Source organism: Tsukamurella ocularis, from assembly GCF_024807615.1.
Classification (GTDB): Bacteria; Actinomycetota; Actinomycetes; order Mycobacteriales; family Mycobacteriaceae; genus Tsukamurella; species Tsukamurella ocularis.
Map to the genome: position 1 here is coordinate 794308 of NZ_JANUCJ010000001.1, position 12269 is coordinate 806576.

Sequence of the window (12269 nt, forward strand, 5' to 3'; positions counted from 1 at the left end):
CCCTCGCGCCACCGTTCAAGTGACTGAATGTTCATTCACTTCTAACACGTAGCGAGGTCCCCGACTGCATTCTCGCGAAGCCGAGGCGCGCACCACAGCCCGCGCGACGGCCGCGCCCGGTGTGCTAACCATGAACCATGAGGGCCATCGGCGTCGACGAAACCACACAGGACCTGCGCATCATCGACCTCCCGATCCCCGAACCCGGCCCCGGCGAGGTGCGGATCGCCGTCGCGGCGACGGCGGTCAACCGGGCCGACCTCATGCAGCGCCGCGGCCTCTACCCGCCCCCGCCCGGCGCGAGCCCGATCCTCGGCCTCGAGGTCTCGGGCACCGTCGACACCGTCGGCCCCGACGTCGCGGGCCTCGCCGTCGGCGACGAGGTCTGCGCGCTCCTCGCCGGCGGCGGCTATGCCGAGTACGCGCTCGCGCCGGCCGCGCAATGCCTGCCGGTCCCCATCGGCGTCTCCGTCGTCGACGCCGCGGCGCTCCCCGAGGTCTCCTGCACCGTTCACTCGAACATCGTCACCGAGGCCGGGCTCCGCGCCGGCGAGACGCTCCTGGTGCACGGCGGCGGCAGCGGCATCGGCACCCACGCGATCCAGCTCGGCAAGGCCCTCGGTGCGACGGTGGCCGTCACGGTCGGCTCGGAGTTCAAGGCGCAGCGCTGCCGCGAGCTGGGCGCCGACATCGTGATCGATTACCACGACGAGGATTTCGCGGAGATCCTGCGCGACCGCGCCGACGTGATCCTCGACATCATGGGCGCGAAGTACCTCTCCCGCAACGTCCAGACTCTCGCCCCGCAGGGCCGTCTGGTCATCATCGGCCTGCAGGGCGGCGTCACGGGCGAGCTGAACATCGGTGCGTTGCTGGGTAAGCGGGGCCGGGTCAGCGCCACGAACCTGCGGGGCCGCCCCGCGGTCGGACCGCACAGCAAGGCCGAGGTGGTGGCCGCGGTCCGGGAACAGGTCTGGCCCCTCGTCGCCGACGGTGCCGTGCGCGCCGTCGTCTCCGCGCGCCTCCCGCTCGCCGACGCGGCCACCGCCCACGACCTCCTGGACTCCCCCGAGTCCGTCGGAAAGGTGCTCCTGACCCCATGATCGACGACCTCGCCACCCGCCTCCTCGAGGCTCAGATCGCCTTCGCGCGCAAGCAGCTCCGCGACACGACCTACCACTCGTTGGTGATCGACGAGGTCGACCACGCGCTCGCCGTCGCCTCCGAGCTGACCCTGGCCGAGGCCGTGACGCCAGACATGATCAAAGCCGTCGCCGCCAAGTACGCCGTCCAGGTGCCGGTCGAGGGCGCGATCCCCGAGCTCGTCGGGGAGATCGCCGGCCGCCTGTACCGGCACACCGTCAACGACACCACGCGGCTCGACGAGGTCATCGACAGCCACAGCTTCGAGATGCTGCTGAGCACCGTGACGGAGATGGACCTCACCCGGCGGGTACTGCAGGCCCTGTCCGAGAGCCCCGTCACCGAGGACGCGGTGACCTCCGTCCTGCACGCCGCCGCGTCGTCCGCCGCCGACGATGCGAACCGCGCTCTCGCCCGGAACGCGGTGACCCGCACCGTCGCCGGGGCCGCTGCGCGGGCCCTGCGACCCGCCCTCCCCGCGCTCGGCCAGCGCGCCGACGCCGCCGCCCGGCACGGTGTGCGTTTCGCCCTGCGCCGGGTCGCGGCCGACGGTGACGAGACCCTCGCCGAGGCCGTCCGGGACTTCTGGCGCCAGCACCGCGACAGCGCGGTCGCGGAGTACCGCGGGGTGCTCACCGACGGCGACGTGGAGGACGTGGTGGTGCTGATCTTCGAGTTCTGGCGTACCTTCCGCGACACCGAGTACTTCCGCGCACTGCTCGACGAGGGCATCGACCACGTCTTCGACAAGTACGGCGACGCCTCGCTCTACGAGCTGCTCGCCGAGCTGGGTGTGGGCCGCGAGGACATGATCGAGGAGGCTCTGCGGTTCGGACCGCCGGTGATCGCCGTCCTGGACGAGCGCGGCGTCATCGAGGGCCTGCTGCGCCGCCGACTCACCCCGTTCTTCGAGTCCGAGGAGTACCGCGCCGCAATCGACGGCTGAGCGGATCAGACGAACGCGGTCACCAGGATCACGACGGCACACACCGCGACGATCGCGCCGCCCGCGGCGGTGACGATCCGCCGCATCCGCACGGTCGACCGTGCCCGCAGCACCGCCCCCAGGCCGATGAGCACGAGATTCCAGCCGAACGAGGCGATCCCGACGCCGATCGTGAACGCCGTCGCCACAGGCGGCCGGTGCAGCCCCTCCCCCAGACCCACGGCGATCGCGCCGAAGTACACGAGCGGAAAGGGGTTGACGGCGGTGAGCCCGAAGAACATCGCGTACCGCGCCCATCCCCCGCTCCCGCCGGCCAGCTCGGCACCGTTGGGATCGGCGGGATCAGGACGGAAGGCCTTGCGCACCATGAGGACCGCGACCACGATTAACAGGAGGCCGCCGACGGCGGCGGGCCACCTCCCCCACTGCGCAACGAGCGGCGCCAGCACCGAACCGGCGGCCAGCGCCAGCACGGCGAAGATCAGATCCGCAGTGCCGACGCCCGCGGCGGCGGGGACGGCGCGACGCCAGCCGCGGGAGGCCCCCTCGTGCAACAGCATCACGCCGATGGCGCCGAGCGGGAGGACGGCGCCGAGGCCCGCGAGAATCCCTGCGCCGAAGGCAGCCGCCAGCGCTGACGATCCCACCGTCTAGCCCAGGGAGGCGAGGGCGCGGACCAGCTGGTCCACGTCGTACGGAGTCGAGTAGGGCGCCAGGCCGACGGTGACCGCGCCGCCGTACTCGGGCACGCCCAGCCCGGCGAAGTAGCGGCTCGGCACGTTCGACAGGGCGCACACGCCGTTGTCGGCCAAGCGCTTGGCAGCCTTGGCCGCCGGCACGCCCGGCATCGTGAAGGAGACCGTGGGCACCCGGCGCTCGGCGCGGCCGATGATCGCCACCTGCGGAGCGGAGGCCAGGGAGTTGAGCAAGTAGAACAGGAGGCGCTGCTGGTACTGGCGCAGGCCGAACATCGACTGCTCCAGCCGGTCCCGGCGCGTGCCGACCGACGACTCGTCGAGGCCGGCGAGGTGATCGATCGAGGCGATGAGCCCCGCCAGCATCGCGTACTGATGCTCGCCCAGCTCGAACCGCTCCGGCCCCGTCAGGCTGCGATCGGGGTTCACGGCGCGCAACCGGCCGAACAGCGACGGATCGCGGAAGGCCATCGCGGCCACCTGCGGCCCGCCCCAGCGGTTCGCGCTCACCAGCAGGACGTCGGCGCCGAGCCGCTCGATGTCCAGCAGCTCGTACGGCGCGGCGCTCGTCGCGTCCACCACGAGGAGCGCGCCCACGCGGTGCGCCGCCTGCGCCGCCGCGGCCACGTCGATGACGGTGCCGATGGTCGACGAGGCGTACGGCACCGCGATCACCGACGTGCTCGACCCGGCCAGCTCCTCGAACTGCCACGCCGGGACCTCACCGGTCTCGATGTCGGCCTCGACCCACCGGACCCGGCCGCCGCCGCGATCCGCGACGCGCAGCCACGGCGACTGGTTCGCATCGTCGTCCAGGCGGCAGAGCACGATCTCCGAGCCGAGCCCCAGACGCGCGCTCAGCGACTCTGCGAGAGACGTGAGCAGCTGCTCGCGGCTGGGCCCGAGCACCACACCCTCGGGATTGCCGTTGACGAGGTCGGCCACCGCCACCCGGGCGGCCTGCACGATCGAGCGCGTGTGCGCGGCCCCGGCGTAGACGCCGTAGGGGTTGCTGACGAATCCGCGGAAGGCGTTCGCCACCGCCGAGGACACCGCTCCGGGGATCTGGGCGCCGGCTTGCGGATCGAAGTGGATCCACCCGTCTCCCAAGGCAGGATAAAGCCCCCGGACGCGGGCAACGTCGAATGCGGATACTGCCACCGCAGTCGATGCCCGGCCGGGTTCACCCTGGCCTTCTGAGAACGTGTTCACTGGGACGCAGATTACACCGCCGCACCGACGACACCGTGGTCCGCCCGCGGGGAGCTGCCAGAATGGTGGTATGAGCGATCGCGACGAGGTGGAGATCATTCCCGCGGGTGCCGGCGCCGGCGCCGGCAGCGAAGCGGATGAACCGGACAACCCCGCCGAGGAACTGCACAGCATGGTCGAGCAGCCCGCGAAGGTGATGCGGATCGGCACGATGATCAAGCAGCTCCTCGAGGAGGTGCGCGCCGCGCCGCTCGACGAGGCCAGCCGCGCCCGGCTCAAGGACATCCATCGGACGTCGATCAAGGAGCTCGAGGACGGGCTCTCGCCTGATCTGCAAGCCGAGCTGGAGCGCCTCGCGCTGCCCTTCACGGACGAATCGACCCCGTCGGACGCCGAACTGCGGATCGCGCAGGCACAGCTCGTCGGCTGGCTCGAAGGCCTCTTCCACGGCATCCAGACCGCCCTCTTCGCGCAGCAGATGGCCGCCCGGGCCCAGCTCGAGCAGATGCGGCAGGGCGCCCTGCCTCCGGCGATGAACCCGGGCCCGGAGTCGCAGACCGGTCACGGTCAGTACCTGTGACGGTGCCGCCCGCGGGCGACGGGCGCACCGTCGGAAGGCGACCGGGGCGCTCCCGCTCGACGTGCGCCGGACGAGCCCTCGGGACGGGTACCCTGGCCTACCGTGCCCGTCGATAGCCCCCACGCCGCCCAACCGGCGCCCCTCGTCTCGGACTCGCGCACTTTCTCGCGTGCGATCCGCGACCTGGTCGACGGCGCCACCGTGCATCGCGAGCTTTGGCTCGAACTGGGCTGGCAGGACATCAAACAGCGCTACCGCCGGTCGGTGATCGGCCCCTTCTGGATCACGATCGCCACCGGCGTCACCGCCAGCGCGCTCGCACTCCTGTGGTCGGTGCTGCTCGGCGCCGACGTGAAGACGCTGCTGCCGCAGCTCACCGTCGGCTTCGTCCTGTGGGCCTTCATCCAGAGCTCGATCATCGACGGCGCCGAGGTGTTCATCGCCAACGAGGGCCTGATCAAACAGCTGCCCGCGCCACTGTCGGTGCACGTCTACCGACTGGTGTGGCGACACATGCTGTTCCTCGCCCACAACATGATCATCGTGGTGATCGTGCTGGCGATCTTCCCCCCGAAGCAGTGGTCTTGGACGCAGCTCAGCGTGATCCCCGGGTTCGCCATGCTGGCCATCACCGGGGTCTGGGTCTCGATGTTCTTCGGGATCCTCGCCACCCGGTTCCGCGACATCGCGCCGCTCCTCACCGCCCTGACGCAGTTGCTGTTCTACATCACCCCCGTGGTGTGGACGCTCGACACCGTTCCCGGCGGCAACAGTGAGCGTGCGCAGCTGGTGAAGCTGAACCCGCTGTACCACTACCTGGAGATGGTGCGCGGACCGCTCACGGGCAAGCCCTTCGATCCTCAGCACTGGTACGTAGTGATCGGCTGCACGATCGTCGGCCTGGGCCTGACCCTCGTGCTCATGAAGCAGTTCCGTTCCCGAGTCGCGTATTGGGTGTGAGATGAGCGTTTCCATTCGGACGCAGGATGCCTGCGTCGACTTCCCGGTGTTCGACGCGAAATCGCGCTCGATCAAGCGCGCAGTCATGGGCTCGGCCGGCGGAAAGGTGATGGCCGACGACAACGTGGTCGTGGTCGAGGCACTGCGCAACATCACCATGAGCCTCGACGAGGGCGACCGCGTGGGCCTCGTCGGCCACAACGGCGCCGGCAAGTCGACGTTGCTGCGGCTCCTCGCCGGGATCTACGAGCCCACCCGCGGCTCTGCGCTCGTGAAGGGTCGCGTGGCACCCGTCTTCGACCTCGGCGTGGGCATGGATCCCGAGATCTCGGGCATGGAGAACATCATCATCCGCGGGCTGTTCCTGGGGCAGACCCGCAAGTCGATGCTGCGCAAGGCCGACGAGATCGCGGAGTTCACCGAGCTGGGCGACTACCTGTCGATGCCGCTGCGCACCTATTCCACCGGTATGCGGGTGCGCATCGCCCTGGGCGTGGTCACGTCGATCGACCCCGAGATCCTGCTGCTCGATGAGGGCATCGGCGCCGTCGACGCCGAGTTCATGCGCAAGGCCCGCAAACGGCTCTCCGCCCTGGTGGAGCGCTCCGGAATCCTCGTCTTCGCATCGCACTCGAACGAATTCCTCGCGCAGCTCTGCGACCGGGCGATGTGGATCGATCACGGCGAGATCCGGCAGGAGGGCGGCATCGAGGAGGTCGTGACCGCCTACGAGGGCCTCGACGCCGGCGCCCAAGTGCGCACGGTGCTCGACATGCTCGAGGCCGAGAAGGATGAGTGACGGCCTGGGCAGCGTCGTCGCGGTCGTCGTCACCCACGACCGAGCCGGCCTGCTCGCGAAGTCCCTCGAGGTGCTCAGCTCGCAGGAGCGGCCCGTCGACCACCTGATCGTGGTCGACAACGCGGCCCAGGACGAGGTGCGCGCGCTGGTCGAGTCGCAGCCCGTCGCCACCACGTACCTGTCCTCTCAGTTCAACCTGGGCGGTGCCGGAGGCTTCGCCCTCGGCATGCTGCACGCGCTCGCGCTGGGCGCCGACTGGATCTGGCTCGCCGACGACGACGGTCGCCCCGAGGGACCGCAAGTGCTCGGCACGCTGCTCGACTGCGCCGAGCGCCACGGCCTGGCGGAGGTCTCGCCCGTGGTCTCGACGCTCGACGACCCCGAGACGCTGGCCTTCCCGCTCCGCCGTGGCCTCGTCTGGCGACGCGAGCGTTCCGAGCTGATCGACCCCGAGGCACCGTCGGACGACGTGCTGCTGGGGATCGCCTCCCTGTTCAACGGCGCACTGTTCCGCAAGGACACCGTCGCGGCGGTGGGGGTGCCGGATCTGCGGCTGTTCATCCGTGGCGACGAGGTGGAGGTGCACCGTCGGCTGGTGCGTTCGGGCCTTCCCTTCGGCACCTGTCTGACCACCGCCTACCTGCACCCGAACGGCGCCGACGAGTTCCGGCCGATCCTGGGCGGGCGCATGCACACCCAGTACCCGGACAACGAGACCAAGCGCTTCTACACCTATCGCAACCGCGGCTACCTGCAGTCCCAGCCCGGGATGCGGAGGCTGATCCCGCAGGAGTGGGCACGGTTCGGCTGGTTCTTCCTGGTACAGCGGCGCGACGTCGCGGGCTTCCGCGAGTGGCTGCGGCTGCGCAAGCTGGGACGCGACGAACGGTTCACACGGCCCTGATCCCGGTGGTGTACACCTCTTATTGAAGGGGGCTCAACAGAGCTCCCGCGATGCCTCTATCATCGTCGTCATGGGAACGAGCCTGGTCTCCGATCTTCTTCCGCAGGGCCACGCCCTGCTGCGCATGCTCCAGCGCCGGGTCGTCGACCCGGCACGCCCCGACGTCGCGCTGCGCGCGCTCGGCTACAACCGGCAGTACGGCCCGCAGGCCGCGCTGGTGATCAAGGGCGCCGCCGAGAACCCCGACCGCATCGCGATCGTCGACGAGCGCGGCACGCTCACCTATGCCCAGTACGAGGCGCAGTCGAACGCCCTGGCCCGCGGCCTGCGCGCGTCCGGCCTCTCGTCCGGCGACGTGATCGCCGTACTCGCCCGCGACCACCGCGGCCTGCTGCTCATCATCAGCGCCGCCGCTCGTGCGGGCATGCGCCTGGCCATGATGAACACCGGCTTTGCCAAACCCCAGTTCGCCGAGGTCTGCGAGCGCGAGAAGGTCCAGGCGGTGTTCCACGACAGCGAGTTCACCTCCCTGCTGGACGCGCTGCCGGATGACATGCCGCAGTACCTGACCTGGGTCGACGAGGCCGACGACGTGCCCGCAGGCGCGAAGACCATCGACCAGCTGATCGCCGGCCGCGACGCCAAGCGCGTCCCGCCGCCGGACAAGCAGGGCGGCTTCATCATCCTGACCTCGGGCACCACCGGCCTGCCCAAGGGTGCGACCCGCAGCAAGGTGCCCTCGCTGGCGACGGCGATGCTCGTGGACCGCATCCCCTTCAAGCGCCGCGGCACCGTCGTCATCGCCTCGCCGATCTTCCACTCCACGGGCTTCGCCATGTGGTCCGCCGGGATGTCGGTCGGCTGCACCACCGTGACGATGCGCCGGTTCGACCCGGAGAACACCCTCAAGCTGATTGCGGACAACCGCGCCGACATGTTGGTCGCGGTTCCCACGATGCTCACCCGCATGCTGAGCCTGCCCGCGGAGACCCTCGCGAAGTACGACACCAGCTGCCTGAAGTCCGTGGTCGTGGCCGGCTCCGCGGTCGCCCCCGAGCTCTCGGAGAGGTTCCAGGACGTCTTCGGCGACGTGCTCTACAACGTCTACGGCTCGACCGAGGTCGCCGTCGCCACCGTCGCGACGCCGCGGAACCTGCGCACCGCGCCCGGCACTGTCGGCAAGCCCCCCGTGCTCACGACGGTGCGCCTGTACGACGAGAACGACGCGCCCGTCGAGGGCGTCGGCAAACGGGGCCGCGTCTTCGTGCGCGCCGGCGCGCCCTTCGAGGGATACAGCGACGGTCGCACCAAGCAGATCATCGACGGCCACCTCTCGTCGGGCGATATGGGCCACTGGGATGAGCACGGCCTGCTGCACATCGACGGCCGCGACGACGACATGATCGTCTCCGGCGGCGAGAACGTCTACCCGCTCGAGGTGGAGAACCTGTTGGTCACCCGCGACGACGTGGTGGAGGCCGCAGTGATCGGCGTGCCCGATCCCGAGTTCGGCCAGCGGCTGCGCGCCTTCGTCGTGATCGAGGGCGGCGCCCCCGGCGACGACGAGGCCCTGGTGAAGGACCTCAAGGACTACGTGCGCAGCAACCTGGCCCGGTTCAAGGTCCCGCGCGACGTGGTCTTCCTCGATACCCTGCCCCGCAATCCCACGGGCAAGATCGTCCGCCGGGAGCTCCCGAAGGACTGACGCACGACGAATTCGGCCCCGGATCCGCACTTCGCGACCGGGCCGAACTCGGGTCAAGGAGCGATCACCAGGCGGGGAACAGCGGGCCGGTGAGACCCAGCGGCACCGACTGGGTGACATTGACGAAGTAGAACAGGATCAGCGCGCCGCCGATGAGCGCGAGGTTCTTGTTGAAGGAGATCATCTCGGTCTGCTTGGCCTGCGGATCCACGGCCTTCCAGAAGTCGTGCATCATCACCGTGACGGGCAGCAGGAACAGCACGAGCAGCAGCGCGCCCAGGTCGATCCACACGCCCAGGATCAGCGACAGGCCGCCAAGCAGCGCGATCACGCCGCTGCCGACCACGGCGAGCTTCGCGGCGGGGACCTTCTTGGCGGCGGCGTACTGCGCCATGCCCTCCGCGGCGGTGAAGTGGCCTACGGCCGACATCACGAACAGGACCGCGAGCAGAATGCGACCGATCAGGAAAACGACGTCCATGGTGGAGCTCCTCGTTCGAGGCGGCGCACCGTGCGCCGCGATACGGGAACTATAACCGGACCTCGGTCCGGATGGTTCCCGGGCCGTCGTGTTCCGCGTCATGGCTTCGCGCGCGTGGTCCCCCAGACGACGGCGGCGAGGGCGAGCAGCGGCAGGCCGATCGCCACCGACGTGCTGACCGCGGACCGCAGGTGCAACGCCTCGATCACCACGGAGTACACCGCACCAGCCCCCATCTGGAGGAAGAAGAACAGCCCGGCGCCGACGCCCTGAGCCTTCAGGTCCAGCTCCAACAGCCCGGCCTGCGCGAATGGAATCGCCGCGCCCACACCGAGGAAGCCGACGGCGAGCGGGATGACCACCGCCGCGGCCGTCGGGACACCCAGGGCCGCCAGCGCCACGAGGGCGGCGCCCCCGAGCGTCGAGCCGATCGTGCACAGCCGCACCGCGGTCCGCGCGGAAGCGGCCCGCCGAATCACCACGCTGCCGGCGATGTAGCCGAGCGCGGGGACAATGAGCAGCAGCCCGTACTGGATCTCGGTCGCGCCGTGCAGCCCCTGCAGGATGAACGCGGACTGTTCGATGAACAGGAAGTAGCCCATCCAGGCAAGCGAGATCACCACCGCGTGCCGGTGGAAGCCCTTGCGCACAAAGGCGTCCGCGATGCCCCGCCCGATAGCGCGCGGGGTCGGCGCGACGGGCGTGGTTGGCGCGGCCGTGGGCACGAGCCGCAGGAAGGCGAGGGCGAGAACGAGACCGACAGCGGCCAGGCCGAGGAAGAGCGCACGCCACGGCGCGACCTGGACCAGCGCCGAGCCGAAGAAGGGAGAGAGCGCGGGCGTCGCCGCGATGACGATCGACAGGGACGTGAGGAGGTGCATCCGAGCGTCCGTCGGGTACCGGCGCTGGATCACCAAGCGGCACAGCACCGTCGCCGAAGTACCGCCGACAGCCTGCACGAACCGGGCGACACCGAGCACCGCCACCGTCGGGGCGGCGGCTGCGAGCACCCCGCCCACTGCGAACAGGACGAGGCCCAGCGCTTGTAGCGTTCGGGCGTCGAAGCGGTCCGCGAGCACACCCGCGGCGAACATCGAGACCGCGTAACCCGCCATGTAACAGGACAGCGTGAGCTGCACCGCGGAGACGGAGGTGTGCAGGTCGATCGCCATCTGCGGCGTCGACGGGTTCAGCAGGCTCAGGCCCAGCTGCGGCGCGGTGACCGCGACGAGCAGCATGATCGTGGCCCACCGTTCCGGCGTGCCCACCCCGGCCTCCGACCGCTCGGCGACCGCGCTCGCCTCAGCCACCGGTCACCGCCACCGATGCGGGCACCGGTTCCGCCTGCGGCACCGCCGGATTCACCCGCTCGGCGATGGACCGCGCCACGGCGCGGGCGCGCCGGCGGATCTTGGCGATGCTGCTGATGTAGTAGAGGTCGCCCGAGGCGATCTCGCCGAGCGCGTACAGCCCCGGCACCGACGTGCCGTCGCGGCCGACGATCGCGTTGTCGGCGACATTGATCCGCAGCCCGCCATAGGGATTGCGGCGGGCGGTGCCGCCGTAGACGAGCGAGGAGACCAGGCTGGCCGCCGCACCCGAGGGCGCCCCGGCGGGCGTCCGGGTCGCGTTGACCACGTGCTGGACGGCCTCGTCACCGTCGGCGCTGCTCACCACCAGCCCCGAGGCCGACGGCGCCACGTCCCGGACGCCGTGCCGCACGGTCAGCGCACCGTCGACGACCATGTCCCCGAGCACCTGCGCGCTCCGGGCGGGCAGCGGGTTGGCGAGGGCCTGGAAGGGCGCGTGCACCGACGCGACCATCGCCGACCGCGCCGAGCGGGTCATGGCGGACCACAGGTCGTTCGCGTAGTACTGGGCCACGCAGATCACCAGCCGCTGCACCTCGGGCGCGATCGAGACGGGGCGGCCGGCGAAGCCCGCGAGCCGGGGCCCGGCGGGCTCGGCGATCGCGCGGAAGGCGGCGCGCACCTCGGACCGGCGCAGGCCCTCGCCCACGGCGAGGTAGTCGACGATGTTCACGACGTCCTCCCATTCGAGGCCACCGTGCTTGAGCTGCACGCGCCGGATGAGCGCGCCCACATCGGGATCGAAGTCGAGCGGCTCGAGGTCGCTGCGCACGTCCGGGAGGATGCCCTGGCGCGAGGCCATCAACAGCCGGCCGTCCCAGCTGCGCGAGCGCACGGCCAGCGCGACGTCGATCGCGCTGAGGCCCGTGCCGATCACCGCGGCGGACTGGCCACCGAGGACGGTCGGCAGCCACTCGTCGACGGGGTACGGGTCCTGGGTGTAGTGCTCGGTCCCCTCGAGCCGGTACGGGTCGGCGGGCGGGCTCGACCCCAGCGCGAGCACGACCACGTCGTGTCGGTACGTCTCCGGTGCGAAGCCGGGGCGGTGCACGACGAGCCGCCACAGGTCGCCCTCGCGGGCCGCGTCGGTGACGCGGCCGGTGATCCTCGTGAGCGAGTCGCCGAAGTCCACCGCGCGGGCCTGCGTGCACTGCCGCAGGTAGCGGCCGTACGCCCAGCGCGGGACGAAGCTGTGCCCGCCCTCGACGAGGAGCTCCGGCTCGTTCGCGCGGCACCACTCGACGAACTCGCCGGGTTCCTCCGCGGAGATGGACATCGCGAAGGCCTGCCGGTTGAGCAGGGCGGAATCGGACTCCTCCGCGTACGCCCGGCCGGGTCCGATGACCCGGTCGGCGTAGACGGAGACGGACAGATCGTCGCTCACGGGCAGCTGCCGCAGCAGGCTCACGGCGGCGGCACCCCCTCCGACGATCCCGACTGACACCACGACGCTCTCCCCTCGATCGTTACCTGT

12 protein-coding genes are annotated in these 12269 nt (G+C 70.6%); 7 read left to right on the forward strand and 5 right to left on the reverse strand.

The window, feature by feature from the left end:
- The first annotated feature begins 137 nt into the window (after positions 1 to 137).
- Positions 138 to 1103 carry an NAD(P)H-quinone oxidoreductase gene (locus HNP44_RS04015; RefSeq protein ID WP_259141351.1) on the forward strand — a complete coding sequence of 322 codons (966 nt, stop codon included), beginning with the start codon at positions 138 to 140 and terminating at the stop codon, positions 1101 to 1103.
- Entirely contained in the window at positions 1100 to 2089 is a 990-nt protein-coding gene (locus tag HNP44_RS04020) for a hypothetical protein (protein ID WP_259141350.1), read from the forward strand. The genes HNP44_RS04015 and HNP44_RS04020 overlap by 4 nt, the downstream gene beginning before the upstream one ends.
- A 5-nt stretch (positions 2090 to 2094) precedes the next feature.
- Here the strand turns inward: HNP44_RS04020 and HNP44_RS04025 are convergent, their stop codons facing one another.
- Positions 2095 to 2736: a LysE family translocator gene (locus HNP44_RS04025; RefSeq protein ID WP_259141349.1), complete on the reverse strand. Its 642-nt coding sequence runs from the start codon at positions 2734 to 2736 to the stop codon at positions 2095 to 2097.
- Between the two features lie 3 nt (positions 2737 to 2739).
- Positions 2740 to 3945 carry a cysteine desulfurase-like protein gene (locus tag HNP44_RS04030; protein WP_259141348.1) on the reverse strand — a complete coding sequence of 402 codons (1206 nt, stop codon included), beginning with the start codon at positions 3943 to 3945 and terminating at the stop codon, positions 2740 to 2742.
- A 121-nt stretch (positions 3946 to 4066) separates the two neighbouring features.
- On the opposite strand from HNP44_RS04030, the gene HNP44_RS04035 reads away from it, so the two are divergent.
- The 5 genes from HNP44_RS04035 (at position 4067) to HNP44_RS04055 (ending at position 8944) form a co-directional block, all read left to right on the forward strand.
- Entirely contained in the window at positions 4067 to 4576 is a 510-nt protein-coding gene (locus HNP44_RS04035) for a bacterial proteasome activator family protein (RefSeq protein WP_259141346.1), read from the forward strand.
- 102 nt (positions 4577 to 4678) lie between these two features.
- On the forward strand, positions 4679 to 5536 hold the full coding sequence (gene wzm / locus HNP44_RS04040) for a galactan export ABC transporter permease subunit Wzm/RfbD (RefSeq protein WP_259141345.1): 858 nt from the start codon (positions 4679 to 4681) through the stop codon (positions 5534 to 5536).
- Between the two features lies 1 nt (position 5537).
- On the forward strand, positions 5538 to 6335 hold the full coding sequence (gene wzt / locus HNP44_RS04045; protein ID WP_259141344.1) for a galactan export ABC transporter ATP-binding subunit Wzt/RfbE: 798 nt from the start codon (positions 5538 to 5540) through the stop codon (positions 6333 to 6335).
- Positions 6328 to 7239 carry a galactofuranosyltransferase GlfT1 gene (gene glfT1 / locus HNP44_RS04050; protein ID WP_259141343.1) on the forward strand — a complete coding sequence of 304 codons (912 nt, stop codon included), beginning with the start codon at positions 6328 to 6330 and terminating at the stop codon, positions 7237 to 7239. Before wzt ends, glfT1 begins: the two co-directional genes overlap by 8 nt.
- A gap of 70 nt (positions 7240 to 7309) precedes the next feature.
- The gene (locus HNP44_RS04055) at positions 7310 to 8944 is read left to right on the forward strand and encodes an acyl-CoA synthetase (RefSeq protein WP_259141342.1); all 1635 of its coding nucleotides are present in this window, start codon (positions 7310 to 7312) and stop codon (positions 8942 to 8944) included.
- Between the two features lie 64 nt (positions 8945 to 9008).
- On the opposite strand, the gene HNP44_RS04060 is transcribed toward HNP44_RS04055, so the two are convergent.
- The 3 genes from HNP44_RS04060 to HNP44_RS04070 form a co-directional block, all read right to left on the reverse strand.
- Positions 9009 to 9425 (reverse strand): DoxX family membrane protein, encoded by a 417-nt coding sequence (locus HNP44_RS04060; RefSeq protein ID WP_259141341.1) that lies wholly within the window; start codon positions 9423 to 9425, stop codon positions 9009 to 9011.
- 98 nt (positions 9426 to 9523) lie between these two features.
- Positions 9524 to 10735 carry an MFS transporter gene (locus tag HNP44_RS04065; protein ID WP_259141340.1) on the reverse strand — a complete coding sequence of 404 codons (1212 nt, stop codon included), beginning with the start codon at positions 10733 to 10735 and terminating at the stop codon, positions 9524 to 9526.
- A complete protein-coding gene (locus tag HNP44_RS04070) occupies positions 10728 to 12242 on the reverse strand; it encodes an FAD/NAD(P)-binding protein (RefSeq protein WP_259141339.1) in 1515 nt (504 codons plus the stop codon). The genes HNP44_RS04065 and HNP44_RS04070 overlap by 8 nt, the downstream gene beginning before the upstream one ends.
- Positions 12243 to 12269: the final 27 nt, after the last annotated feature.